Annotated in this window: 22 protein-coding genes; 16 read left to right on the top strand and 6 right to left on the bottom strand. The window is 71.4% G+C overall.

Annotated features, from left to right (window positions below; translation table 11 throughout):
- Positions 1-26: 26 nt before the first annotated feature.
- Together V3T34_RS23010 and V3T34_RS23005 are read right to left on the bottom strand one after the other, a co-directional pair.
- Positions 27-557, bottom strand: a complete 531-nt coding sequence (locus V3T34_RS23010; protein ID WP_060849314.1) for a protein phosphatase CheZ — start codon at positions 555-557, stop codon at positions 27-29.
- Between the two features lie 199 nt (positions 558-756).
- Positions 757-1,140 (bottom strand): response regulator, encoded by a 384-nt coding sequence (locus V3T34_RS23005; protein ID WP_048427618.1) that lies wholly within the window; start codon positions 1,138-1,140, stop codon positions 757-759.
- Between the two features lie 245 nt (positions 1,141-1,385).
- On the opposite strand from V3T34_RS23005, the gene V3T34_RS23000 reads away from it, so the two are divergent.
- Complete coding sequence (locus tag V3T34_RS23000; protein ID WP_060846723.1) at positions 1,386-2,381, top strand: bifunctional riboflavin kinase/FAD synthetase; 996 nt, start codon at positions 1,386-1,388, stop codon at positions 2,379-2,381.
- A gap of 38 nt (positions 2,382-2,419) precedes the next feature.
- Complete coding sequence (locus V3T34_RS22995) at positions 2,420-3,028, top strand: cadmium resistance transporter (RefSeq protein WP_305079221.1); 609 nt, start codon at positions 2,420-2,422, stop codon at positions 3,026-3,028.
- Here V3T34_RS22995 and V3T34_RS22990 read toward each other — a convergent pair.
- Positions 3,003-3,485 carry a GNAT family N-acetyltransferase gene (locus V3T34_RS22990; protein WP_305079220.1) on the bottom strand — a complete coding sequence of 161 codons (483 nt, stop codon included), beginning with the start codon at positions 3,483-3,485 and terminating at the stop codon, positions 3,003-3,005. The two genes, V3T34_RS22995 and V3T34_RS22990, sit on opposite strands and share 26 nt — an antisense overlap.
- A complete protein-coding gene (locus V3T34_RS22985) occupies positions 3,472-4,215 on the bottom strand; it encodes a GNAT family N-acetyltransferase (protein ID WP_305079219.1) in 744 nt (247 codons plus the stop codon). The genes V3T34_RS22990 and V3T34_RS22985 overlap by 14 nt, the downstream gene beginning before the upstream one ends.
- A 238-nt stretch (positions 4,216-4,453) precedes the next feature.
- Between V3T34_RS22985 and ileS the strand changes: the two genes are divergently transcribed.
- From ileS to V3T34_RS22960, 5 genes are all read left to right on the top strand, one after another.
- Positions 4,454-7,426, top strand: coding sequence for an isoleucine--tRNA ligase (ileS, locus tag V3T34_RS22980; protein ID WP_305079218.1), 2,973 nt, complete (start codon positions 4,454-4,456; stop codon positions 7,424-7,426).
- A gap of 27 nt (positions 7,427-7,453) precedes the next feature.
- Positions 7,454-7,951 carry a signal peptidase II gene (gene lspA, locus V3T34_RS22975; RefSeq protein ID WP_305079217.1) on the top strand — a complete coding sequence of 166 codons (498 nt, stop codon included), beginning with the start codon at positions 7,454-7,456 and terminating at the stop codon, positions 7,949-7,951.
- Between the two features lie 131 nt (positions 7,952-8,082).
- On the top strand, positions 8,083-8,751 hold the full coding sequence (locus tag V3T34_RS22970; protein ID WP_060846729.1) for a hypothetical protein: 669 nt from the start codon (positions 8,083-8,085) through the stop codon (positions 8,749-8,751).
- A gap of 421 nt (positions 8,752-9,172) precedes the next feature.
- On the top strand, positions 9,173-10,552 hold the full coding sequence (locus tag V3T34_RS22965) for a M16 family metallopeptidase (RefSeq protein WP_244533503.1): 1,380 nt from the start codon (positions 9,173-9,175) through the stop codon (positions 10,550-10,552).
- 81 nt (positions 10,553-10,633) lie between these two features.
- Positions 10,634-11,935 carry a M16 family metallopeptidase gene (locus V3T34_RS22960; RefSeq protein ID WP_060846731.1) on the top strand — a complete coding sequence of 434 codons (1,302 nt, stop codon included), beginning with the start codon at positions 10,634-10,636 and terminating at the stop codon, positions 11,933-11,935.
- Positions 11,936-11,967: 32 nt separating this feature from the next.
- On the opposite strand, the gene V3T34_RS22955 is transcribed toward V3T34_RS22960, so the two are convergent.
- Both V3T34_RS22955 and V3T34_RS22950 read right to left on the bottom strand, forming a co-directional pair.
- The gene (locus V3T34_RS22955; RefSeq protein ID WP_060846732.1) at positions 11,968-12,405 is read right to left on the bottom strand and encodes a cupin domain-containing protein; all 438 of its coding nucleotides are present in this window, start codon (positions 12,403-12,405) and stop codon (positions 11,968-11,970) included.
- 92 nt (positions 12,406-12,497) lie between these two features.
- On the bottom strand, positions 12,498-13,826 hold the full coding sequence (locus V3T34_RS22950) for an NAD(P)/FAD-dependent oxidoreductase (RefSeq protein WP_305079216.1): 1,329 nt from the start codon (positions 13,824-13,826) through the stop codon (positions 12,498-12,500).
- Positions 13,827-14,022: 196 nt separating this feature from the next.
- Between V3T34_RS22950 and V3T34_RS22945 the strand changes: the two genes are divergently transcribed.
- The 9 genes from V3T34_RS22945 to V3T34_RS22905 all read left to right on the top strand — a co-directional run bounded on the left by V3T34_RS22945 (position 14,023) and on the right by V3T34_RS22905 (position 24,012).
- The gene (locus V3T34_RS22945) at positions 14,023-14,907 is read left to right on the top strand and encodes an urease accessory protein UreD (protein ID WP_305079215.1); all 885 of its coding nucleotides are present in this window, start codon (positions 14,023-14,025) and stop codon (positions 14,905-14,907) included.
- Positions 14,908-15,022: 115 nt separating this feature from the next.
- Positions 15,023-15,643: an urease subunit gamma gene (locus V3T34_RS22940; RefSeq protein ID WP_305079214.1), complete on the top strand. Its 621-nt coding sequence runs from the start codon at positions 15,023-15,025 to the stop codon at positions 15,641-15,643.
- Between the two features lie 450 nt (positions 15,644-16,093).
- Positions 16,094-17,821, top strand: a complete 1,728-nt coding sequence (ureC, locus tag V3T34_RS22935; protein ID WP_305079213.1) for an urease subunit alpha — start codon at positions 16,094-16,096, stop codon at positions 17,819-17,821.
- A 30-nt stretch (positions 17,822-17,851) separates the two neighbouring features.
- Positions 17,852-18,337: a DUF29 domain-containing protein gene (locus tag V3T34_RS22930; protein WP_305079212.1), complete on the top strand. Its 486-nt coding sequence runs from the start codon at positions 17,852-17,854 to the stop codon at positions 18,335-18,337.
- Between the two features lie 29 nt (positions 18,338-18,366).
- Positions 18,367-18,873 carry an urease accessory protein UreE gene (locus tag V3T34_RS22925; RefSeq protein WP_305079211.1) on the top strand — a complete coding sequence of 169 codons (507 nt, stop codon included), beginning with the start codon at positions 18,367-18,369 and terminating at the stop codon, positions 18,871-18,873.
- Positions 18,866-19,552, top strand: a complete 687-nt coding sequence (locus V3T34_RS22920) for an urease accessory protein UreF (protein ID WP_305079210.1) — start codon at positions 18,866-18,868, stop codon at positions 19,550-19,552. The genes V3T34_RS22925 and V3T34_RS22920 overlap by 8 nt, the downstream gene beginning before the upstream one ends.
- Positions 19,553-20,111: 559 nt before the next feature.
- Complete coding sequence (gene paoA, locus V3T34_RS22915) at positions 20,112-20,783, top strand: aldehyde dehydrogenase iron-sulfur subunit PaoA (RefSeq protein WP_060846740.1); 672 nt, start codon at positions 20,112-20,114, stop codon at positions 20,781-20,783.
- 12 nt (positions 20,784-20,795) lie between these two features.
- Positions 20,796-21,764 (top strand): FAD binding domain-containing protein, encoded by a 969-nt coding sequence (locus tag V3T34_RS22910; RefSeq protein ID WP_305079209.1) that lies wholly within the window; start codon positions 20,796-20,798, stop codon positions 21,762-21,764.
- A gap of 22 nt (positions 21,765-21,786) precedes the next feature.
- Positions 21,787-24,012 carry a xanthine dehydrogenase family protein molybdopterin-binding subunit gene (locus V3T34_RS22905; protein WP_091883559.1) on the top strand — a complete coding sequence of 742 codons (2,226 nt, stop codon included), beginning with the start codon at positions 21,787-21,789 and terminating at the stop codon, positions 24,010-24,012.
- Positions 24,013-24,294: the final 282 nt, after the last annotated feature.

The following is a 24,294-nucleotide window of genomic DNA, read 5'->3' as shown; positions in this document are numbered from 1 at the left end:
CCGGTTGGAGACTCGACAAAATCCGGTCAGGAGAACAGGGCGTCGATCGCGTCCTGCGGCGTCGCCGGGCCCTTCGGCTGCGGGCCGTTGAGCAGCAGCTTCTCGGCCCGGGCCTTGCGGCGGGCCTCCTCGGGATCAAGCTCGGCCTCGCCGTCGCGCACGTTCACCACGGTCGAGAACTGCGACAGGCGCTTCTCGAGCTGGCCCAGGGCCTCCACCACCTTGGAGATGCGCTGGCCGGTGATGTCCTGGAAGGTGCAGGCCTCGAAGATGTCGCCGATATGGGCCTCGACCTTCCGGCGGTAATCGTCGAGGGACTTGGCCTCGAGCGCGAGAATCGACTCGGCCGATTCCATGATCCGGTTGGTGGCGCTGGCGGTGGCGGCGACGACGCTCCCGAGCTCGTCATGCGCCATCGGGATGCGGTCGCGGGTCAGTTCCTGGGCCCGCAGCGCCGCGATGCCGCCCTTCAGCTTGGTGATGTAGTCGGCGATCTCCAGGAGTTCCGTGACCGGGATCGCCGGGGTCGCGGCCTGGGCCGCCGTCGTGCCGGCCATGGGCGTCTTGCCTCCCAGCAGCCGGTTGAGGGCGGACCGCGGCCCTTCCGTCATCTGCCTGAGCACGTGATCGATCCCCGCGGCTAGGTTGCTTCCCGGCCCGTTGCGGGCTCGGGGATCCGGCGCGGGTGCGGCCGGCCTCTCGGCCCAGCCGCACGCTCCCGCGCCCGAGAGGCACCGCCTCGTCGCGTCGGCGGCGTCAGGCGCCGCAGACGGCCTCGATCTTGGTCTTCAGCGTCTGGGCGTTGAAGGGCTTCACGATGTAGTTGTTCACGCCGGCCTTCTTGGCGGCGATGACGTTCTCGGTCTTCGACTCGGCGGTGACCATGATGAACGGCGTGGTGCGCAGGGCGTCGTCGGCCCGGACGTGGCGCAGCAGCTCGTAACCGGTCATCGGCTCCATGTTCCAGTCGGAGATCACGAGGCCGTACTTCTTCTGCTTCAGCTTCGCCAGCGCGCCGGTGCCGTCCGAGGCGTCGTCGACATCCTCGAAGCCGAGCTGCTTGAGCAGGTTGCGAATGATGCGGACCATCGTCTGGTAATCGTCCACCACGAGGATCGGCATGCCGAGGTCAAGGGCCATGGCTTACGGCTCCGTTCGCGGGCGCGACGCATCCCCGCGCGCCGGTTCCCGCTTGGATGATGAGTCGAGGCGCCGGTCGGCTCCTCTGTTCTCAGCTTGTAGTTCCGGGCCCTTGAGAAGCGGTTAACCCGCGGGCAGACCGGTCCGCCCCCGGCATGCGCCCCGGCGTCTTGACCCGATCGGTGGATTTCGACAGGGTCCGGCCGCCTTCCGAAGACCCTTCCCCCGGCAAGCCAAGGACCCGTATGCCGCGCGACGAGACTGCCCCGCGCCCCGTCGCCCCGTCCTTCCCCGTCCACCGCGACGGCGAACCGGTGCCGGAGGGCCTGCGGGGCGCGGTCGCGGCGCTCGGCAACTTCGACGGCATCCACCAGGGCCACCGCGCCCTGATCGCGGCGGTGCGGGAGATGGCCGCCGCCCTCGGCCGGCCGAGCGCGGTCGTCACCTTCGAGCCGCATCCGCGCGCGTTCTTCTCCCCCGGCACGGCGATGTTCCGCCTGACCGGCGAGGCGGGCAAGCTCGCGGTGCTGCAGCGCCTGGGCATCGACGGCGCCTTCGTGCGCCGTTTCGACGCGAGGCTCGCCGGCACCGGGGCGTCGGCCTTCGTGGCCGAGACCCTGAAGGGCGAGCTCGGCCTGTCGGGCGTCGTGATCGGGCACGATTTCCATTTCGGCCGCGGCCGCGAGGGTACGCCGGCGATGCTGGAGGCGCTCTGCGCCGAGAACGGGCTCGCCTGCCGGATCGTGCCGGCGGTGGCGGCGGGCGGCGGCGAGGCGCCGGTCTCCTCGAGCGCGATCCGGGCGGCGCTGGAGGCCGGCGACGTCGGAACCGCCAACCACCTCCTCGGCTACCGCTGGTTCGTCGAGGGCGCGGTGCGCCACGGCGACAAGCGCGGCCGCACCCTCGGCTTCCCGACCGCCAACGTGGCGCTCGACGCCTGCGCGCTCGCCCACGGCATCTACGCGGTGCGCGTCCGGCTCGCCGACGGCAGCCTACGCGACGGCGTGGCGAGCTACGGCCGCCGCCCGACCTTCGACGACGGCGCGCCGCTCCTCGAGACCTACCTGTTCGATTTCTCCGGCGACCTCTACGGCCAGGCGATCGCGGTCGAGCTCGTCGGCTTCATCCGCGGGGAAGAGCGCTTCGACAGCGCCGAGGCCCTGGTCGTGCAGATGCACGACGATTCCGCGCGGGCGCGCCGCCTGCTCGCCGCCGATCGCACGCCCTCAATGCTGGGGTGAGGCGGGGGTAAGGCCTTGGCCCGCCCGGTCCCGGACCGATGATCGACGCTCTGAGGGATACCGGCGTCGCGGTCGCGCTCTTCGCCTCGACCAACGTCGACGACGTGCTCGTGCTGATCGGGTTCTTCTCCGATCCGCGCTACCGCCCGCGCCAGATCGTGGCCGGCCAGTTCCTCGGCATCGCCGCCCTGGTCCTCGCCTCGCTCGCCGGCGCGCTCCTCTCCCTCGTCGTGGCGCCGGCCTGGCTCGGGCTCATGGGCCTCGTCCCGATCGCGCTCGGGCTGCGCCGCCTCCTGCCCGCGAGGGACGAGGAAGCCGAGGCGGCGGGCGGGAAAGCCCCGGTCGGCCACGCGCTGGCGGTGGCCGGGGTGACGATCGCCAATGGCGGCGACAACCTCGGCATCTACACGCCGGTCTTCGCCACCAGCCCGGGCCCGCGGCTCCTCCTGTTCGTCGCGGTCTTCGCGCTCATGACCGGGCTCTGGCTCGCCCTCGCGCACCGGCTCGTCCACCATCCGGCCCTCGGCACCCCGATCCGCCGGATCGGCCGGGTGGCGACGCCGTTCGTGCTGATCGGGATCGGCGTGATGGTGCTGGTCGAGGCCGGAACGGTGTCGTCGTTCACGCGATGGGCGGCACGCGGATGAGGTGCGTCGCGGCCGGGTCGTCGCACTCCGCGAAGCCGAGGCGCCGGTAGAACGCTGCCGCGTCCGGCGAGGCCGCGCGCAGGCGCACGGTCCGGAAATGGCTCTCGGCCCTCCGCAGAAGGTGTCCCACCAGCAGGGTGCCGACACCGAGATGCCGCTGCGATCCGAGCACGTAGAGGTGCCGCAAGCGGCCGACTCCCTCCTCCGCCGTAGAGGGATCGCGATTCAGACCTCCGAGACCGAGGAGGCGGTCGCCCTGCCAGGCTCCCAGGATGATCTCGCCGGGACGGTCGAAGCGATTGGACCCCGAATGCCACTCCTCGAACAGGCGCCGCACGAAGGCGATTCCCTGCCGCTCGGCCTCCGCAAGGATCGGTCCGGCAGCAGAGTCGAGTGCAGCGAGCACGGCAACCGCCGGACCGATAGGAGCCGCGACCTCTCTTTCAAAATTCGACATCTCGCGCCTTGTAGGCTCGCGGAGGTAGGTCCTCGTCGGTCAGGGGCGCGGACATGAGCAACCGGCCGAGTGAGACCGGCCGGCCTTGGTCCTGTCCGTCGAGATCCGGTGCTTCCGGGTCGGCTGATCCGTGTCGCAGCACGTATCGCCACTGCATGATCGTCTCACCGCGCGGCCGCGAGAAAACAGGCGCAGCACTTGATCGGATGAAGCCGAGCTTCGTGAGCACCCGTCCCGAGGCCGGGTTGTCGCCCGCATGACCAGCACGCAGCACCGTCAGGCGAGCGACCGAGAAGGCGAACCGGACCAGAGCAGCCCCGGCCTCCGATGCGTAGCCGCGCCCCCAGGCGGCCCGATCGAGCCAGTACCCGAGTTGGGCCTCGGCGCGCGCAACCCCGTCGATATCGACAACGCCGATCATCATGCCGTTGCACATGATCGCGAAACGGTAGGCCGCCCCCATCTGCCATTCGCGGGCATGATCGGCGAACCATCGCTCGATCTCGCACGGATCGGGCGGGAACGCGGCCCGGCGCAAGTTGCGCGACACACCCCACGCCGAGAGGATGTCGACGGCGCGCGCCGCATCGGTGATCCGCACGGGCCGAAGAACAAGCCTCTCGGTCGTGATCGCGCGCGGGGATCGGCATGACGGGAGGATCGCGGGCAAGATGGCGACGGTGACGCAACGATAGCATGGCCGCCGCCGGGTGTTGAGCGTGGCCGCCACTCCACACCATCACCCCGCTTCCCCCGCCCGCCCGCCGCTGCTAGAAGCGCCGGATGACCGAATCGCACCCGCGCCGCGCCGCCATCCTGCGAATTACGAGCCCGGCTTCCGCCTGAGGGCCGCCATCGCGCGGCCGCGCGGAAGGCCGGGTTGCCGCCGTTTCGCCGCTTGCGATTCCCTCACGGGCGATTCCCTCTCAAGGGCTGCGCGTCCGCGCCCCAGACGAGCCTTGACCACCATGACCGAGCCGAAAACCGCCACCGGGCGCGACTATTCCGAGACCCTCTTCCTGCCGGTCACCGATTTTCCGATGCGGGCCGGGCTGCCGCAGCGCGAGCCGGAGATCCTGGAGCGCTGGGCGAGGACCAACCTCTACGCCCGCATCCGCGAGGCGGCGGCCGGGCGGCCGAAATTCGTGCTGCACGACGGCCCGCCCTACGCCAACGGCCACATCCACATCGGCACCGCGCTCAACAAGATCCTGAAGGACATCGTCGTCCGCACGCAAGGCGCGCTCGGGCACGACGCCAACTACGTCCCGGGCTGGGACTGCCACGGCCTGCCGATCGAGTGGAAGATCGAGGAGCAGTACCGCGCCGCCGGCCGCAACAAGGACGACGTGCCGGTGGTCGAGTTCCGGCGCGAGTGCCGGTCCTTCGCCGAGCACTGGCTGTCGGTGCAGCGCGAGGAGTTCAAGCGCCTCGGCGTCACCGGCGACTGGGACCATCCTTACCTGACCATGGCCTATCCGGCCGAGGCCGCGATCGCCCGCGAGCTGATGACCTTCGCCACCACCGGCCAGCTCTATCGCGGCTCGAAGCCGGTGATGTGGTCGGTGGTCGAGAAGACCGCGCTCGCCGAGGCCGAGGTCGAGTACGAGGACCACGTCAGCGACACCATCTGGGCCGCCTTCCCGGTCGTCTCCTCGAAGACGGCCCCGGACTTGCAGGACGCCCGCGTCGTCATCTGGACCACCACCCCGTGGACGATCCCGGCCAACCGGGCCGTCGCCTATTCCAAAAAAGTCTCCTACGGATTGTATCGTGTCGTTGCTGCGCCTCAAGAGAACTGGTCTCAACCTGGTGTTCGTTACGTTGTTGCTGACAAACTGGCGGGCGACGTCTTCAAGGCAGCGCGCGTCGAGTCCTTCGAGCGACTGAGCGACGTCTCGGCGGAAGAGCTGGCCGGCGTGACGCTGGCGCATCCGCTGGCGTCCTGGAACGACGGCTACGCCTACGCGGTGCCGATGCTGGACGGCGAGCACGTCACCGACGACGCCGGCACCGGCTTCGTCCACACCGCACCCAGCCACGGCCGCGAGGATTTCGAGGTCTGGATGGCGAACGGCCGTCAGCTCCGCGAGCGCGGCATCGAGACCGCGATCCCCTACACGGTCGATGCCGACGGCGTGCTGACCGAGTCGGCACCGGGCCTCACCGGCACCCGCGTGCTGGACGAGAAGGGCCAGAAGGGCAACGCCAACAAGGCGGTGATCGCCGCGCTCACCGCCGCCGGCACGCTCGTCGGCCGCGGCACGCTCAAGCACAGCTACCCGCATTCCTGGCGCTCGAAGAAGCCGGTCATCTTCCGCAACACGCCGCAATGGTTCATCGCCCTCGACAAGCCGGTGGCGAGCCTGAACGACGCGACGTTGCGCGACGTGGCGCTCCGCGAGATCGCCGTCACCCAATGGGTGCCGCCGCAAGGCCAGAACCGCATCACCGGCATGATCGCCAACCGCCCGGACTGGGTGGTGTCGCGCCAGCGCGCCTGGGGCGTGCCGATCACGGTCTTCGTCCACCGCGAGACCGGCGAGATCCTGCGCGACGAGACGGTGAACGCCCGCATCCACGCCGCCTTCGCGGCGGAGGGAGCGGATGCCTGGTTCACCGATGCCGACGGCGCCCGCTTCCTCGCCCCCGAGCACGACCCGGCCGCCTACGAGAAGGTGACCGACGTCCTCGACGTGTGGTTCGATTCCGGCTCGACCCACGCCTTCACGCTCGGCGACCCGCAGGAGTTTCCGGGTTTGTCCGGCATCCGGCGGCGCCGCGACGGCGGCGGCGACACGGTGATGTACCTCGAGGGCTCGGACCAGCATCGCGGCTGGTTCCACTCGTCGCTGCTCGAATCCTGCGGCACCCGCGACCGCGCGCCCTACGACGTGGTGCTGACCCACGGCTTCGTCCTCGACCCCAAGGGCGAGAAGATGTCGAAGTCGAAGGGCAACGTCGTCGCGCCCCAGGACGTGATCAAGGGCTCGGGCGCCGACATCCTGCGCCTGTGGGTGGCGGCCTCGGACTATACCGACGACCTGCGCATCGGCCCGGAGATCATCAAGACCTTCTCGGAGACCTACCGCAAGCTGCGCAACTCGCTGCGCTGGATGCTGGGCACGCTCGCCCATCACCGGCCCGAGGACCGGGTCGCCCCGCAAGACATGCCCGAGCTGGAGCGGTTCATCCTGCATCGGCTGGCCGAGCTCGATACCGAGATCCGCGACGCCTTCCGCACCTTCGACACCAAGCGGGTCGTGGCGCTGCTCAACGGCTTCATGACCGGCGACCTGTCGTCGTTCTACTTCGACGTGCGCAAGGACGCGCTCTACTGCGATCCGATCTCGTCGCAGACCCGGCGCGCCGCGCTCACCGTCGTCGACGAGGTCTTCAAGCGCGTCACGGTCTGGCTCGCTCCGGTGCTGGCCTTCACGGCGGAAGAGGCCTGGCTCGCGCGCTACCCCTCCGAGACGGCGTCGGTCCATACCGAGACCCTGCCGGAGACGCCGGCCGCTTGGCGCGACGAGGCGCTGGCGAAGCGCTGGGCCAAGATCCGCCGGGTGCGCCGGGTGGTGACGGGCGCGCTCGAGATCGAGCGGGCGGGCAAGCGCATCGGCGCGAGCCTGGAGGCGGCCCCGACGGTCTTCGTCGCCGATGCCGACCTGCTGGCGAGCTTGGAGGGCATCGACTTCGCGGAGGTCTGCATCACCTCCGGCATCCAGGTCGCGGCCGGCGAGGGCCCGGCCGAGGCCTTCCGGCTCGACGAGGTCAAGGGGGTCGCGGTGGTGCCGGCCCTCGCCGAGGGGCGCAAATGCGCCCGCTCGTGGAAGGTGCTGGACAGCGTCGGCAGCGACCCGGACTACCCGGACGTGACGCCCCGCGACGCGCAGGCCCTGCGCGAGTGGGACGCCCTCCACGCCCAGGCCGCCGAGTAGCGGGCAGGGACAGGGCGAGGAAAAGTCATGCGTCCCCTCCCCTTCGGCCTGCTCGTCGCGCTCGTCACCCTGGTCCTCGACCAGGCGACGAAGCTCGGCCTCCTGTTCGTCGCCGACCTGCCGGTGCGCGAGCCGGTGGTGCTCGCCCCCTTCGCGCAGCTGATCGTGGTGTGGAACCGCGGCGTCTCCTACGGGATGTTCCAGCAGGATTCGGCGCTCGGGCGCTGGCTCCTGGTGGGCGTGTCGCTGGCGGCCTCGGTCGCGCTCTCGGTCTGGATGGCGCGGGCCGGCAGCCGATGGCTCGCAGGCGCGCTCGGCATGATCGTCGGCGGAGCGATCGGCAACGCCATCGACCGGGCGGCCTACGGGGCGGTGTTCGACTTCGTCCACCTGCATGCCGGCGCCTGGTCCTGGTACGTGTTCAACGTGGCGGATGCCGGCATCGTCTTCGGGGTGGTCGGCCTCCTCTACGACGGGCTGGTGCTGGAGCGCCGCCGCGCGGCGGCAACGGGCGGTCCGACCTGAAAACGCGTGTGTGTCGCGGGCGCAACGACGAGGATCGCCGTTGCGCCCGCCCACGGCCACGCCATACCTTCGCCCGAAACCGCCACCACCTCGGGAACCAACTCAGGGGGCGGAACAGGCAAGGGGCCCGCATGCTCGACAAGCGCACGATACTCGCCGCGGCGACGGCCGCGGTCCTGGCCGCCGGCCTGACGGCTTCCCCGGGCGCGCACGCCCAGGAAGGCGTCGCGATGAAGAACGCCCTGTCGTCGATCGGCCTGATCGAGCCCGAGCGGCCGACCATCACCTACCGCGAGCGCGCGCCCCTGGTGCTGCCGCCGAAGATGGACAAGGCCGCCCTGCCGCCGCCGGTCGACCGCCGCGCCCTGCGCGAGGCCAACCCGCAATGGCCGACCGATCCCGAGACCGCCGCCCGCGACCGCCGCGCCGCCGAGGACCGCAAGCCGATCACCCGCGGCTACGGCGGCCGGATGAGCGACAACAACGCGACCCTGCCGATCCGCGAGATGCAGGCCGGCCGCCGCGAGGGGGCGGGCGTGCAGACCGAGCCGACCTACAAGCCCGGCGACAACGTCAAGGAGTCGTTCTGGCTCAACCCGATGCAGCTCTTCGCCGGCAAGAAGGACGACGACGCCAACCTGCCCGACGTCGAGCCCTCCCGCGACACCCTGACCGAGCCGCCGACCGGCTACCGCAAGCCGCCGAACGGCAAGCTCGCCCGGACCGAGCGCGGGCCGAACGGCATGAAGTCGGACCGCGAGGAAGCCGATCCCGGCGCCTATCTGCGCTCGCGCCAGTAACGTTTCCGAGATCCGATCGGGTCTCCCACCCCGGGCCGCAGCAGCGGCCCGGGGTTTTTCGTGCGTGAAAGCCCTGCCTCCGGCGCAGGGTTGCACGTCTCTCCGCCTCCGGGGGCGATCCTGCGGAATGCACCCAAAGCTTCACCCAAAACTCCGGCCACGCTTCGACTGGACGAGGTCGGGTGCGACCTGCACGGGATGCATTTCTCCGCAGTCTTCGGGTCCCCCCTGCCACAAAATGCTCTAGAACAGGGTCTCTAACGGCCGGCGACCCCGGGGACCGGCTCGCCCCGGCTCCGCCTCTCCCGGCCTCCGACTCGCGAAGAGCCGCAAGCCTCGCTTAAGTGAGCCGGTTCACGATCCAACACGGGGGGCCCTTCCGGTCGCCCGGCTAAGGTAGATCAGGATGTCCCCAGTCAGGATGCGCCCCGCCCCCGGCCTCGCCAGCCCCGTCAGCGCGACCCTGCGCACCGACGCGGCGCCCTTCGGCCGAGCGGAGGCGGGCGGTCCCGAGGTGGCGTCCTTCGTGCTCGACAACGGCCTCGACGTGGTGGTGGTCCCCGACCACCGCGCGCCCGTCGTCACCCACATGGTCTGGTACCGCAACGGCTCGGCGGATGATCCGCTCGGCCAGTCCGGCATCGCCCACTTCCTCGAGCACCTGATGTTCAAGGGCACCGAGACCCATCCGGTCGGCGCCTTCTCGAAGGCGGTGTCGAGTTTAGGGGGCCAGGAGAACGCCTTCACGTCGTTCGACTACACGGCCTACTTCCAGCGGGTCGCCCGCGAGAACCTGAAGACCATGATGAGCTTCGAGGCGGACCGGATGACCGGCCTGATCCTCGACGACGCCGTGGTGGCGCCCGAGCGCGACGTGGTGCTGGAGGAGCGCCGGATGCGGGTCGAGACCGACCCGTCGGCCCAGCTCTCCGAGGCGATGGCGGCCTCGCTCTTCGTCCATCACCCCTACGGCATCCCGATCATCGGCTGGATGCACGAGATCGAGGATCTGAACCGCACCCACGCCCTCGACTATTACCGCCGCTTCTACACCCCGGAGAACGCCATCCTGGTGGTCGCCGGCGACGTCACCGCCGACGAGGTCCGGCGGCTGGCCGACGACACCTACGGCGTGGTGACGCCGCGCGGGGCCCGGCCGCAGCGGGTGCGGCCGCGGGAGCCGGAGCCTCGCGCCGCGCGCCGCCTGAGCGTCGCCGACCCGAAGGTCGAGCAGCCGACCCTGCAGCGGCTCTATCTCACCCCCTCCTGCATGACCGCCCGCGACGGCGAGAGCCACGCGCTCGAACTGTTCGCCGAGGTTCTGGGCGGCGGGCCGACCTCCTACCTCTACCGCAGCCTGGTGCTCGACCAGGGCGTCGCGGTGAATGCCGGCGCCTGGTACATGGGCTCGGCGATCGACGACACCCGCTTCTCGGTCTACGCCGTGCCGGCCGAGGGCGTGAGCCTGGAGAAGCTGGAGGAGGCCCTCGACCGGGCGCTCGCCCGCGCCCCCTCCGAGGCCCTGACCGCCACCGCGATCGAGCGGGCCAAGACCCGGCTCGTCGCCGAGACCGTCTATTCCTCCGACAGCCAGTCCTCGCTCGCCCGCATCTTCGGCTCGGCGCTCGCCATCGGCGAGAGCATCGAGGAGGTGCGGCGCTGGCCCTCCGAGATCGAGGCGGTCCAGGCCTCGCGCCTCGCCGCGGTGGCCGAGCGCTACCTGGTGCCGGCCCGCTCGGTCACCGGCTACCTGGTCAAGGGCGAGGGTGCCTCGAAGGCGTCTTCGGCCGCGGCGGCCTGAATCCCGCATCCTGACACCGCCCGGGGCGTGCGCGCCGCCGGGCGGATCCGTCTTCGCACGTCACGACAACAAGAGGTCCTCATGACCCCGGCCGACGCCGTCTCCCGCAGCACCGCCGCCCCGGCGTCCTCCTCGTCGCCGACCCAGGCGCGTCCCGTCCTCTCGGCCCGCGGCATCGAGGCCTGGCACGTCGAATCGCCGATCGTCCCGCTGATCGCGCTCGCCTTCACCTTCGAGGGCGGGGCCGCCCAGGACCCCGAGGGCAAGTCCGGCACCGCCCAGATGCTGGCGCGCCTCCTCGACGAGGGTGCCGGCCCGCACGATTCCGACGCCTTCCAGGAGCGGCTCGCCGCCCGCGCCATCGAGCTGAGCTTCCATGCCGGGCCGGACGCCATCGGCGGCTCGCTCAAGATGCTGGTCAAGCACGCCGACGAGGCGATCGCGCTGCTCGCCCTGGCGCTGGCCCAGCCGCGCTTCGACCCGCCGGCGATCGAGCGGGTGCGGGCCCAGATGCTCGCCGGGCTGCGCTACCAGCAGAACGATCCCGGCGTGATGGCCTCGCGTCGCTTCTTCGCCGAGGCCTATCCCGGCCACCCCTACGGCCGGCCCTCCTCGGGCACGATCGAGAGCGTGTCGGCGATCACCCGCGACGACCTCGTGGCGATGCACCGCCGGCTCCTCGCCCGCGGCCGGGTCAAGGTCGCGGCGGTGGGTGCCATCGACGAGGAGGCGCTGCTGCGCGCCCTCGACGCCGCCTTCGGCGACCTGCCGGAGGGCGGCGCCCTGACGGCGGTGCCGGCGACCACGATCACCGGCCTCGGCCGCCGCATCGTCGTCGACCTCGACGTGCCGCAATCGGTCCTGCGCTTCGGCACCGACGGCGTGCCGTGGCGCGACCCCGACTTCATCCCGGCCTACGTGCTCAACCACATCCTGGGCGGCGGCGCCTTCACGTCTCGGCTGTTTCAGGAGGTGCGCGAGAAGCGCGGGCTCGCCTACTCGGTCGGCACGTCGCTGGTGAGCCACCGCGCCGCCTCGATGACCTGGGGCTACACCGCGACCAAGAACGAGCGCGTCGCCGAATGCCTGGCGGTGATCTCCGACGAGATCGCCCGCCTGACCGGCGACGGCCCCGACGACGACGAGTTGCAGAAGGCCAAGGACTACCTCACCGGCTCCTACGCGCTCGGCTTCGACACCTCGACCAAGATCGCCCACCAGCTGGTCCAGATCGCCTTCGAGGGCCTCGGCATCGACTACATCGCCCGTCGCAACGGCCTGATCGGCGCGGTGACGCAGGCCGACATCCGCCGCGCCGCCGCCCGGACCCTCGGCGACGGCAAGCTGCTGGTGGTCGCCGCGGGACGTCCCACCGCGATGTGAGGCCGAGGGGGCCGGCGCTCGCGGCGCCGGCCCTACGCCATCACGTCCCCCTCCGGCGGGCGCAACGCGTCGAGCTCCGGCAGCAGCACCACGCTCTCCTGCTCGTTCGGATCGGTGCGGGCGATCACCGCCGTGCAGGTCTCGGTGCGGCTGGCGTTGTAGGGCAGGTGCGGCACCCCGGCCGGGATGTAGACGAAATCGCCCGCCCGGCTCCACAGGTGGTGCTCCAGGCGCTCGCCGTACCAGGTGCCGGCGACGCCCGAGAGCACGTGGAGCGCCGTCTCGTGCGCCTCGTGCAGGTGGGCCCTGGCGCGGGCCCCCGGCGGCAGGGTGACGAGCTGCATGTGCAGTCCCGTCGATCCGACCGTCTCGGCGGAGACCGCGGGCGCATAGGTCAGCGCCTGCTTGCCGACGATGGCGGGGCCGGGTCGCACGACCCGGCAGGTCGTTTCGGGTGACGAAGATTCCATGGTGCGTCCTCCGTTCGAGCGGAGGCGAGCTTACGGCGTTTCGCCCGGGCCGGCGCGCGGGATCGTCGCGGACCCGAACGGAGATCCGCTCCTCAGAACTCCGCCACCTTGCCCCAGGCCGAGGCCTCGAACCGGTCCGGGTGGTAGGGGCGCGGGTCGACGATCGGGTCGGCACCGGTGACGATGTCGGCGATGAGGTGGCCGGCGCCCGGGCCGATGCCGAAGCCGTGGCCGGAGAAACCCGCCGCCAGGACGAGGCCCGGCACGCCGGTCACCTCACCGATCGCCGGCACGCCGTCGGGGGTCGAATCGATGTATCCGGCCCAGGAGGCGGTGATCGTCGTGCCGCGCAGGGCCGGCAGCAGGTCGAGGGCGCGCCGATGCGTCTCGGCGACGAGGCGCGCGTCGGGCTTCGGATCGAGGACCCGCATCCGCTCCATCGGCGTCTCCTCGTCGAGGCGCCAGCGCGCGGCGGTCTCGTGCCCGCTGCGCCAGCCGCCGAGGCCGCCCGGCCGCAGGGCGCGCCAGCGCCGGGCGAACATCGGCACGAACTCGCGGGCGAACAGGATCTGCTGGGGCGTGGGATCGACGCTGGCCCGCCCGCTGATCGCGAGCGTGTGGCCGCCGGTCTCGCCGCGACGGGTCACCGAGATCTCGGCGGTGTGGAGCGCGTCCGGCAGGCCGGCGACGCTGGGGCCGACCGCCAGGATCGAGGAGCGCACCGCCGATTGCGGGAAGCGGATGCCGAGCTGGCGCACGAACGACGACGCCCAGGCGCCGCCGGCCATCACCACGGTCTTCGTGCGGATGGTGCCCTTCTCGGTCACGACGGCGCTGACGCGGCCGCCCGCGAGCTCGAGGCCGCGGGCGGCGCAGGCCTGGTGCACGCTGCCCCCCGCCTTCATCACCCCGCGGGCGACGACCGGCACGGCGCGGGACGGGTCGGCGACGCCGTCGGAGGGCGAGAACACCCCGCCCTTCCAGCTCCGCCCGGTGGCGCTCGCCCGCGCCTTCGCCTCGCTCTCGCTCAGCATGTGGGTGGTGACGCCTTCGGTCACCGCGAAGTCGCGCCACTTGGCCCAGCGGGCGATCTCGGCCTCGTCGTTGCTGAGGTAGAGGAGGCCGCAGCGCCGGAAGCCCGGATCCTCACCGATCTCGCCCGCGAGCCGGTCCCACAAATCGAGGCTCTTCGTCGCCATCGGCAGCTCGCGGACGTCGCGGTTCTGCTGGCGGCACCAGCCCCAGTTGCGGCTCGACTGCTCGGCCCCGACGCGGCCCTTCTCGACGAGGGCGACGCTGAGACCCCGGCGCGCGAGGTAGTAGGCCGTGAACGTGCCCACGACCCCGCCGCCGATCACCACGACGTCGGCGGCGGCCGGCAGGTCCGGCGTCGTCTCGATCCGGAGGAGAGGTGCTGGCATCCGTGGGCTCCCGATGACCCGGGCAGCCTAGCAGGAGTGCCGGCGCGCGGACGCCGGAGAGCCCGGGGCCGACGGCAGATTCTGCCGCGCACCGGGCGGCCTGCCGGCATCATCGCGCGTTCGGGGCTTGCCTGCGGGGCCGCCGGCGCTGTCTAAGCGTGGCTCGATGAGGGCCGTCCGGCCCGCCGGGCTCCCGATGCCGCCATCCACCACCGCTCCCCGTCCCGACCCCGTTTCCGATCCTCTTCGCCGCCAGCGCTCGATCGGCCACGTCGCGCTCGCCGTCGCCCGGATGCCGGGCGGCGCCACGCGGACCACCGACCTCGGCGAAGCCGGCCCCTTGCGGCTGCGCCTGCCGCGGCCGGAGCGCGGGCCCGGCGGGATCGGCCCGATGGAGGCGGTGCTCCTCAACAGCGCCGGCGGCATCGCCTGCGGCGACCGCTTCACCGTCGAGGCGCGGCTCGGCCCGGGGGCCGACCTCGTGCTGACCACCACGGCGGCGGAGAAGATCTACCGCTCGGACGGGCCGGTGACCCGGCTCGACGTCGACCTCGCGCTCGAACCGGAGGCCGCCCTGGCCTGGCTGCCGCAGGAGACGATCCTGTTCGACGGTGCCCGGCTCGCCCGGAGCTTCTCCGCCGCGATCGACGCGACGGCGCGGCTCACCCTGTTCGAGGCCCTGGTCTTCGGCCGCGCCGCCAAGGGCGAGGTGGTGCGGGACGGCGCGCTGACCGATTCCTGGCGCATCCGCCGGGCCGGGCGGCTCGTCTACGCCGACACCTTCCGGCTCGACGGCGACATCGCCGCCACCCTCGCCCGGCGGGCGGTGGCCGGCGGCGCCCGGGCGACGGCGACGCTCCTCCATCTCGCCCCCGACGCCGAGAGCCGGCTCGACCAGGTCCGCGACCTGATCCAGGCGGCCGGTTGCGAGGCGCTGTCCGTCGAGGCCGGGGCGAGCGCCTGGAACGGCATGCTGGTGCTGCGGCTGCTCGGGCCCGAGATCGGCCCCTTGCGGGCCGCCGCCGCCCGGATCCTCGAAGGGTTTCGCGGGCGGCCGCTGCCGCGGGTCTGGCAGACCTGACGGCTCGATTCTTGCGTGCCCGGCCTCGTCGCCGGGGCCGCCCGTACCCGGAAATCTTGCCTCGCGCCCCCGCCTCGGCGAAGGATGGGGCCCCACCGACCGGAGAGACGCCCCCGTGCTGCTGACCCCCCGCGAGAAGGACAAGCTCCTCGTCGCCATGGCGGCGATGGTGGCCCGCAACCGCCTGGCCCGGGGCGTGAAGCTCAACCACCCGGAGGCGGTGGCGCTGATCACCGACTTCGTGGTCGAGGGCGCCCGCGACGGCCGCACCGTGGCCGAGCTGATGCGGCTCGGCGCCCAGGTCCTCACCGCCGATCAGGTGATGGAGGGCGTGCCCGAGATGATCCACGACATCCAGGTCGAGGCGACCTTCCCGGACGGCACCAAGCTCGTCACCGTCCACCACCCGATCCGCGGCACCCCCGCGACCGACGTGCCGGGCGAGGTCACGACTCCGGACGGCGAGATCGTGTTCAACGAAGGCGCGCCCCGCACGGTGATCGAGGTCGCCAATACCGGCGACCGGCCGATCCAGGTCGGTTCGCACTACCACTTCTTCGAGGTCAACCCGGCGCTCCGCTTCGACCGCGACAAGGCCCGGGGCCAGCGCCTCGACATCGCCCCGGGCACGGCCGTGCGCTTCGAGCCGGGCTCGACCCGGGAGGTGGTGCTGATCCCGATGAGGGGTGGGCGGGCGGTGTACGGGTTCCGGGGTGACGTGATGGGGGCGCTGTAGGCGACGCGAACCTGCTTTTCCCAACCTTCCACCTCATCCTGAGATGTCGGTCGATTGCAAATCGACTGACCTCGAAGGAGGGCTCCAGAAGTCACAGCGATCTATGGAGTCCTCCTTCGAGGTCAGTCCATCTTCGATGGGCTGACGCCTCAGGATGAGGTCGAGGGTGAGAGATCGAGGTATGGAGGACCAGTGACCCTGCCATCCGACGCCCATCAGATGCCCGATCGTGCGCCGGGTGACCAAGGCTCCCCCATTTCGGGAGGCGAGGGACACGCGCATTCGACGAGGCCCGACACGCTTTTCTCCCTTCGAGACATCGCCCGCCGCGCCCGCGCCAGGACTGGCCCGCCGGCACCCAGCGCCGACCCGATCGGGGATTATCTCCTGGCCGAGGACGCGCGCACGAAATCCGACTCCTCGACGCCCGCCTGACCGGACCCGCCGCCCATGTCCAACACCCCCAAGCCCGCCAGCCTCCCCCGCGCCGCCTACGCGGCGATGTTCGGGCCGACCAAGGGCGACCGCATCCGCCTCGCCGACACCTCGCTCGTCATCGAGGTCGAGCAGGACCACACCCGCTACGGCGAGGAGGTGAAGTTCGGCGGCGGCAAGGTGATCCGCGACGGAATGGGGCAGAGCCAGGCGAGCAATGCCGGCGGCGCCGTCGACACGGTCATCACCAACGCGGTGGTGCTGGACCATTGGGGCATCGTGAAATGCGATGTCGGGCTCAAGGGCGGGCGGATCGCGGCTTTGGGCAAGGCCGGCAACCCGGACATCCAGGACGGCGTCACCATCGTGGTCGGGCCCGGCACCGAGGTGATCGCGGGCGAGGGCAAGATCCTCACCGCCGGCGGGTTCGACAGCCACATCCACTTCATCTGCCCGCAGCAGATCGACGAGGCGCTGAATTCCGGCATCACCACGATGCTCGGCGGCGGCACGGGGCCGGCCCACGGCACCTTCGCCACCACCTGCACGCCCGGCCCCTGGCACATCGCCCGGATGATCGAGGCGGCGGACGCCTTCCCGATGAACCTGGCCTTTGCCGGCAAGGGCAACGCCTCGAAGCCCGACAGCCTGGAGGAAATGATCCGGGCCGGCGCCTGCGCGCTCAAGCTGCACGAGGATTGGGGCACCACCCCCGCGGCGATCGATTGCTGCCTGTCGGTGGCCGACGCCCACGACATCCAGGTGATGATCCACACCGACACGCTCAACGAATCGGGCTTCGTCGAGGACACGATCGCGGCGCTCAAGGGCCGCACCATCCACGCCTTCCACACGGAAGGAGCGGGCGGCGGCCACGCGCCGGACATCATCAAGGTGGCGGGGCTGGCGAACGTGCTGCCCTCCTCCACCAACCCGACGCGGCCGTTCACCCGCAACACCATCGACGAGCATCTCGACATGCTGATGGTGTGCCACCACCTCGACCCGTCGATTCCCGAGGACCTCGCCTTCGCCGAGAGCCGGATCCGCAAGGAGACGATCGCCGCCGAGGACATCCTGCACGACATCGGCGCGCTCTCGATGATGTCGTCGGACAGCCAGGCGATGGGCCGGGTCGGTGAGGTGATCATCCGCACCTGGCAGACCGCCGACAAGATGAAGCGCCAGCGCGGTGCGCTGCCGGGCGATGCGTCCGGCAACGACAACGCCCGGGCCAAGCGCTACGTCGCCAAGTACACGATCAACCCGGCCATCGCCCACGGCATCTCGCGGCACGTCGGCTCGGTCGAGGTCGGCAAGCTCGCCGACCTGGTGCTGTGGTCGCCGGCCTTCTTCGGGGTGAAGCCGGACCTGATCGTCAAGGGCGGGGCCATCGCGGCCGCCCCGATGGGCGACCCCAACGCCTCGATCCCGACGCCGCAGCCGGTGCATTACCGCCCGATGTTCGGCGCGTTCGGCCGGGTGCCGGCCTCGACGGCGCTCACCTTCGTGTCGAAGGCCGCGATCGAGGCGGGGCTTCGCGAAAAACTCGGCGTGTCGAAGCAGCTCGTCGCGGTCGAGAACGTGCGCGGCGGGATCTCGAAGAAGAGCATGATCCACAACGACGCCACCCCGGTGATCGAGGTCGACCCCGAGACCTACGACGTGCGCGCCGACGGCGAATTGCTGGTCTGCGAGCCCGCCGAGGTGCTGCCGATGGCGCAGCGCTACTTCCTGTTCTGAGGTAGAATGACCGGGCAGGAGGGATCCGCCATGCCCAAGCTCGCCGAGCGGCAGGCGCCGGAGGCCGGCGTCTCGCCCGAGACCGACTATTTTCTCTGGACGCAAGGACAGGCGGCGCTGATCCGGGCCGGCCGCTGGGCCGCGCTCGATCGCGAGGCTCTGGCCGAGGAGATTGCCGATTTGGGCGGGTCGCAGAAATCCGAGATCCGCTCCCGCCTGACCGTCCTGCTGCATCACCTGCTGAAATGGGAATTCCAGCCGCAGCAGCGGAAGTATGGCTGGCGCGCCACCATCGTCGAGCAGCGCGTGAGCCTGGACGACGTGGTGACGATGAGCCCGAGCCTGCGGGCCTGGCCGGCGGAGGTTGTGGCCAAGGCCTATCGCCTCGCCCGGGTGCGGGCGGCGGACGAGACCGGCCTGCCGGAGCGGAGCTTTCCGCCGGATTGCCCCTACACGCTGTCGCAGATCCTCGACGAGCGGTTCTATCCGGGTCCGGACGAGCCGGACGTCGTCTGACCCTCACTGAACGGAACCCGGCCCTCCCCATGATCCGCGCCACCCGCGTCATCCGCCGCGACGCCCTAGGCTCCGGCGAGATCGTCGACCGCATCGTGCTCGATTCCGGCGACCGCCACCGCCGCCGCATGGCGATGCGGGGCGTCGGCGGCCTCGCCTTCCTGCTCGACCTCCCCGAGCCGGTCGTCCTCGACGACGGCGACGCGCTCCGTCTCGATGACGGACGCCTGGTCTGGGTCGAGGCGGCGCCGGAAAGACTGCTGGAGATCCGCGCCGCTACCGACCACGCCCTCAAGCGGCTGATCTGGCACATCGGCAACCGGCACATCCCGGCCGAGATCGGCACCGACGCGCTCTGGATCGCCCACGACCACGTGCTCGCCGCGATGGTGGAGGGCTTGGGGGGCACCGCGACCCCGGTCGAGCGGCCGTTCCGGCCCGAAGGAGGGGCCTATGCGGGTGGGCATGCCCAAGGTCACGACCACGACCACGACCACCACCACCACGGCCATTCGCACGTCCATTCCCATGGCTGAGCGCGTTCCGGACGCCCTGGTGCTGCTCGCCTGGCTCTCGCCGGGCTATCCGGTGGGGGCCTACGCCTACTCGCACGGCCTCGAATGGGCGGTGGAGGCCGGCGACGTGCGCGACGAGGCGTCCTTGCGCGACTGGCTCGCCGACGTGCTGGACCACGGCGCCGGCCGCAGCGACGGGATCCTGGCCGCCCACGCCCACCGGGCCGCCGCAGTAGGCGACGCCGATGCGCTGGTGGCGGTGAACGACCTCGCCCTCGCGCTCAGCCCCTCGCGCGAGTTGCACCTCGAGACCAGCCAGCAGGGCCGCTCGTTCCTCGATGCCACCCGGGCCGCCTGGGACGTGCCGGGCCTCGCCAACCTCGCAGGCCGGCTCGATGGGCCGGTGGCCTATCCGGTCGCGGTCGGCGCGGCTGCCGGCGCCCACGGGCTCGATCGCGGCACGGTGCTGGCGGCCTATCTCGCGGCCTTCCTGCAGAACCTCGTCTCGGCCTCGCTGCGCCTCGCTCCCGTCGGCCAGACCGCCGGCACGCGCGTGGTCGCCGCCTTGATGCCGCGGGCCGCGGCCTTGGCGCGCGCCGTAGGGGATCTGCCCCTCGACGAGGCCGGCACCGCGACGGTGCGGCTCGACCTCGGCTCGTTCCGGCACGAGACGCAGTACACGCGGATCTTTCGGTCATAACACCGTCAAACTACATGAACAATATATAACAAATAATTTATTAGATGCATTCGTCGACATTCAATGTCTGTCGATCGTTTGTGACAATTATTCCCCACCCTGCGGCATGACTGCCAGGTGAGCGGAGAAGGCGCGGACTTCCCCTCTCCCCGCGGGCGGGGAGAGGCCCGATGACCCCTTGTCGGGTCATCGGGGAGCCCACCGGGCGAGGGTGAGGGGGTGTTTCCGGAGAAGACAAATCCGGCATCACCCCCTCACCCTCGCTCCGGCTGCGCCTGCGCTCCTTTCGCCCCCGGCAAGGGGGCGAAAGCCTCTCCCCGCCCGCGGGGAGAGGGGATTTCCTGCGCCATTCTTTTCCCGGACAGCCCTGCCTCTGCGCGGAAGGGCCGATCGCGAGCGATCGGTGATCGATCCCCTCCCGCACGCGATGCCGCACCCGAGGCCAGGTCGGGACCCGTCCAGCCCCCGGAACGTTTGGTGAGCAATCACGTCGCGGCCCAACGGCCGAGGCGGCATCGGCGCCCGTGCGCCGTCACCTCGCCCCAGGCCGGGAGGCACCATGGACAACTCGGATTCTGCGCCGCGGCTCACGCGCCGGAGCGTTCTGGAGAGCGGCGTCGCCGCGGCGGCCGTGCTGGGCTTTGCCGGGCGTGCCCAGGCGGCGACCCCGCCCGCCGCGACGCCGCCGGCCCTCGCCGCCGAGCCGGCGACGCCCCGGATGCCGGTGACCCTCCGGGTCAACGGCCAGGCCCGGCCCCTCGAGATCGACCCGCGCACCACGCTCCTCGATGCCCTGCGCGAGCGCATCGGCCTCACCGGCTCGAAGAAGGGCTGCGACCACGGCCAGTGCGGGGCCTGCACGGTGCTGGTCAACGGACGTCGGATCAATGCCTGCCTGACGCTCGCGGTGATGCACGAGGGCGACGAGATCAAGACGATCGAGGGGCTGGCCGACGGCGACCACCTGCACCCGCTCCAGGCCGCGTTCGTGAAGCATGACGGGTTCCAGTGCGGCTACTGCACGCCCGGCCAGATCTGCTCGGCCGCCGGCATGCTCGACGAGGCCAAGGCCGGCTGGCCCAGCACCGTGACCAAGGACCTGACCGAGACGGTCGCGCTCACCGACGCGGAGATCCGCGAGCGGATGAGCGGCAACATCTGCCGCTGCGCCGCCTATCCCAACATCGTCGCGGCGATCCGGGATGCCGGCGGCCCTGCGACCCGGCTCTGAGGGGAGCGACCGATGAAAGCTTTCACCTACGAGCGGCCCGCCACCGTGGCCGACGCCGCCAGGGCTGTCGCCGGACAGCCCAATGCCCGCTTCATCGCCGGGGGCACCAACCTCCTCGACCTGATGAAGCTGCAGATCGAGACGCCGACCCACCTCGTCGACGTCAACCGCCTGCCGCTCGACCGGATCGAGGCGACGTCCGACGGCGGCCTGCGCATCGGCGCGATGGTGCGCAACTCCGATCTCGCCGCCGACGAGCGGGTGCGGCGCGATTACGGCGTGCTCTCGTGCGCGTTGCTCGCCGGCGCCTCGGGCCAGTTGCGCAACAAGGCGACCACCGCCGGCAACCTGCTCCAGCGCACCCGCTGCCCGTATTTCTACGACACGGCGATGCCCTGCAACAAACGCCAGCCCGGCTCCGGCTGCTCGGCGATTCAGGGGTTCAACCGCATCCTGGCGGTGGTCGGCACGTCGGACCAGTGCATCGCCACCCACCCCTCCGACATGGCGGTCGCCATGCGGGCGCTCGACGCCACGGTCGAGACGGTGGCGCCCGACGGGGCCGAGCGGCAGATCCCGATCGCCGACTTCCACCGCCTGCCGGGCAACACGCCGCAGGTCGAGACCGCGCTCGCGCCCGGCGAGATCGTCACCGCCGTGACGCTGCCCACGCCGGTGAAGGGCCGGCACGTCTACCGCAAGGTGCGCGACCGGGCCTCCTACGCCTTCGCCCTCGTGTCGGTGGCGGCGGTGATCGAGGCGGAGGGCGACACGATCCGCTCGGCCCGCCTCGCCTTCGGCGGGCTCGCCCCCAAGCCCTGGCGGGTGGCCGAGGCGGAAGCCGCGCTCGTGCGCGAGGGCGTCGCGGCTGCCGGCGAGGCGGCGCTCAAGGGCGCCCGCGGCTACGGCGCCAACGACTTCAAGATCCCGCTCGCCAAGCGCACCCTCGCGGCCACCGTCGCCGACGCCCTGCGCGCCTGATCGCCGACATCGGAGAACAGCCATGGACATGAGCCAGCCGATCGGCGTCACGCCCCTCGACACGCAGACCGGCGGCCCGGTGGGCCGGCCGATCGACCGGGTCGACGGTCCCCTCAAGGTCACGGGCCGCGCCACCTACGCCTACGAGAGCCGGGAGATGAAGAATCCCGGCTACGGCTTCGTCGTCACGGCGACGGTCGCCAAGGGCCGCATCCGCGACATCGACACGGCGTCCGCCGAGCGGATGCCGGGCGTCGTGCACGTGCTCACCCACCGCAACGTGCCGCCCCAGGGCGAGAAGAAGGAGCAGGTCGGCCCGCTCCTGACCGGTACCGAGATCCGGCACGCCGGCCAGCCGGTCGCCCTGGTGGTGGCCGAGAGCTTCGAGGAGGCCCGCGCCGCCGCCGCCGCGATCCGGGTCACCTACGACCAGGACAAGGGCGCCTACGTGCTGGCCGACGCGCTGGCCGAGGCCAAGAAGCCCGAGAAGGCGCGCACGCCGCCGGATTCGAGCCTCGGCGACTTCGAGGCCGGCTTCGCGGCGGCGGCCGTCACGATCGACGCGCGCTACACCACGCCGGTGCAGAGCCACGCCATGATGGAGCCGCATGCGACCATCGCGGCCTGGGAGGGCGACCGGGTCACGCTGATCACCGCCAACCAGATGCCGAATCGCGGCCAGGACGCGCTGGCCTCGGTCTTCAAGCTACCGAAGGACAACGTGCGCCTGATCAGCCGCTTCGTCGGCGGCGGGTTCGGCGGCAAGCTCCAGCCGCAGGCCGACGCGATCCTGGCGGCGCTCGCCTCGAAGAACCTGAACGGCCGGCCGGTGAAGGTCGCGCTCACCCGCCAGCAGGTCTTCACATCGACGACGCGCCGCTCGGACACCGTGCAGCGGGTGCGCCTGGGCGCCGACCGGGACGGCAAGCTCACGGCGATCGGGCACGAATCCTGGTCCGACACGACGCCCGGCGACAGCTTCTTCGAGACCTCGGCCAATGTCACCCGCTCGCTCTACGCCGCGCCCAACCGCCTGACGGCGCACCGGCTCGCCTCGCTGAACCTGCTGCCCGCCTCCTCGATGCGGGCGCCCGGCGAGGCGGTCGGCATGCTGGCGCTCGAAGGCGCCATGGACGAGCTCGCCGAGGCGCTGAACCTCGACCCGATCGAGTTGCGCATCCGCAACGAGCCGGCAGAGGACCCGGAGAAGAAGGTCCCGTTCTCGACCCGCCAGCTCGTGCCGTGCCTGCGCGAGGGCGCGCGCCTGTTCGGCTGGGACAAGCGCAACCCGAAGCCCGGCTCGGTGCGGGACGGCCAGTGGATGGTCGGCCACGGCGTCGCCTCGGCGGCCCGGCTCAACCCGCTCCAGCCCGCCAAGGCGCGGGTGCGCCTCGATCCCGACGGCACGCTCACCGCCCGGATGGCGATGACCGACATCGGCACCGGCACCTACACGATCCTGAGCCAGATCGCCGCCGAGATGCTGGGCCTGGAGGTTGCGCAGGTGCGGATGGTGCTGGGCGACACCGCCGACCCGATGTCGTCGGGCTCCGGGGGCTCGTTCGGCGCCGCCTCGTCGGGCTCGGCGCTGTACATGGCCTGCGAGGCGCTGCGCGGGCAGCTCCTCGCCAAGACCGACCTGAACCCGCAGAACGCGGTCTTCACGGGCGGGCGGATCACCTCCGGCAACCGCTCGGCGGCCCTGCGCGACGTGATCGGGTCGGGGCTCGAGGCCGAGGGCGAGATCAAGCCAGGCGAGAACGAGAAGAAATTCTCGCAATACTCCTACGGCGCGCATTTCGCCGAGGTCGGCGTCGATGCCGATACCGGCGAGATCCGGCTGCGGCGGATGCTCGGCGTGTTTACCGGCGGGCGCATCCTCAACCCCAAGACCGCCCGCTCGCAGGCGATCGGCGGCATGGTGTTCGGCGTCGGCACGGCCCTGATGGAGGCGGTCGAGGTCGATCCGCGCTTCGGCACCTTCGTCAACCACGACCTCGCCGAATACCACGTCCCGGTCCACGCCGACCTGCCGGAGATCGACGCGGTCTTCCTCCCCGAGCTCGACGACAAGACGAACCCGCTGAAGAGCAAGGGGCTGGGCGAGCTCGGCATCTGCGGCGCCGGGGCGGCGGTGGCGAACGCGGTCTACAACGCGACCGGGATCCGGATCCGGGACTACCCGCTGACGCTCGACAAGATCCTCGAGGGGTTCACGGCGAAGGAGACCGGACAGCGGCGGGCCTGACGGCGGCGGGGACGGGGCCTCGGGAGGGGCCGCGCCCCCGATACCGGCGGACGCACCGGCAAACGCGTCGATCGTCGGACCGCCGGCAGGCCCGGCACGGCGGCCGTGGCGATCACCGGCGCGGCGCCGCTCCGTCCGGCTACGCGGGAATCGGGGGCTTAGAGCGCCTAACAGAACGGCACGATCGTGGCGTTTGGGCGTTGGGCCGGTATGGCTCGCCCGCTTCTTCCCGACGATCTCTGGGCTACAATCGCCCCGCTTCTGCCGCCGCACCCGCCTCGC

It is taken from the genome of Methylobacterium ajmalii (genome assembly GCF_036448855.1).
Lineage (GTDB): Bacteria > Pseudomonadota > Alphaproteobacteria > Rhizobiales > Beijerinckiaceae > Methylobacterium > Methylobacterium ajmalii.
Note: the sequence above shows the minus strand (reverse complement) of the source record. Positions and strands in the feature narration are given on the sequence as shown.

What these genes read in the sequence shown, in the direction of transcription:
- V3T34_RS22920 (WP_305079210.1), top strand. Translation starts at nt 18,866, where the DNA reads ATGGCTGAGCGCGTTCCGGACGCCCTGGTGCTGCTCGCCTGGCTCTCG.
- V3T34_RS22995 (WP_305079221.1), top strand. Translation starts at nt 2,420, where the DNA reads ATGATCGACGCTCTGAGGGATACCGGCGTCGCGGTCGCGCTCTTCGCC.
- V3T34_RS22990 (WP_305079220.1), bottom strand. Translation starts at nt 3,485, where the DNA reads ATGTCGAATTTTGAAAGAGAGGTCGCGGCTCCTATCGGTCCGGCGGTT.
- ureC (WP_305079213.1), top strand. Translation starts at nt 16,094, where the DNA reads ATGTCCAACACCCCCAAGCCCGCCAGCCTCCCCCGCGCCGCCTACGCG.
- V3T34_RS22950 (WP_305079216.1), bottom strand. Translation starts at nt 13,826, where the DNA reads ATGCCAGCACCTCTCCTCCGGATCGAGACGACGCCGGACCTGCCGGCC.
- V3T34_RS23000 (WP_060846723.1), top strand. Translation starts at nt 1,386, where the DNA reads ATGCCGCGCGACGAGACTGCCCCGCGCCCCGTCGCCCCGTCCTTCCCC.
- lspA (WP_305079217.1), top strand. Translation starts at nt 7,454, where the DNA reads ATGCGTCCCCTCCCCTTCGGCCTGCTCGTCGCGCTCGTCACCCTGGTC.
- V3T34_RS22970 (WP_060846729.1), top strand. Translation starts at nt 8,083, where the DNA reads ATGCTCGACAAGCGCACGATACTCGCCGCGGCGACGGCCGCGGTCCTG.
- paoA (WP_060846740.1), top strand. Translation starts at nt 20,112, where the DNA reads ATGGACAACTCGGATTCTGCGCCGCGGCTCACGCGCCGGAGCGTTCTG.
- V3T34_RS23010 (WP_060849314.1), bottom strand. Translation starts at nt 557, where the DNA reads ATGGCCGGCACGACGGCGGCCCAGGCCGCGACCCCGGCGATCCCGGTC.
- V3T34_RS22925 (WP_305079211.1), top strand. Translation starts at nt 18,367, where the DNA reads ATGATCCGCGCCACCCGCGTCATCCGCCGCGACGCCCTAGGCTCCGGC.
- V3T34_RS22965 (WP_244533503.1), top strand. Translation starts at nt 9,173, where the DNA reads ATGCGCCCCGCCCCCGGCCTCGCCAGCCCCGTCAGCGCGACCCTGCGC.
- V3T34_RS23005 (WP_048427618.1), bottom strand. Translation starts at nt 1,140, where the DNA reads ATGGCCCTTGACCTCGGCATGCCGATCCTCGTGGTGGACGATTACCAG.
- V3T34_RS22960 (WP_060846731.1), top strand. Translation starts at nt 10,634, where the DNA reads ATGACCCCGGCCGACGCCGTCTCCCGCAGCACCGCCGCCCCGGCGTCC.
- V3T34_RS22955 (WP_060846732.1), bottom strand. Translation starts at nt 12,405, where the DNA reads ATGGAATCTTCGTCACCCGAAACGACCTGCCGGGTCGTGCGACCCGGC.
- V3T34_RS22910 (WP_305079209.1), top strand. Translation starts at nt 20,796, where the DNA reads ATGAAAGCTTTCACCTACGAGCGGCCCGCCACCGTGGCCGACGCCGCC.
- V3T34_RS22930 (WP_305079212.1), top strand. Translation starts at nt 17,852, where the DNA reads ATGCCCAAGCTCGCCGAGCGGCAGGCGCCGGAGGCCGGCGTCTCGCCC.
- ileS (WP_305079218.1), top strand. Translation starts at nt 4,454, where the DNA reads ATGACCGAGCCGAAAACCGCCACCGGGCGCGACTATTCCGAGACCCTC.
- V3T34_RS22905 (WP_091883559.1), top strand. Translation starts at nt 21,787, where the DNA reads ATGGACATGAGCCAGCCGATCGGCGTCACGCCCCTCGACACGCAGACC.
- V3T34_RS22945 (WP_305079215.1), top strand. Translation starts at nt 14,023, where the DNA reads ATGCCGCCATCCACCACCGCTCCCCGTCCCGACCCCGTTTCCGATCCT.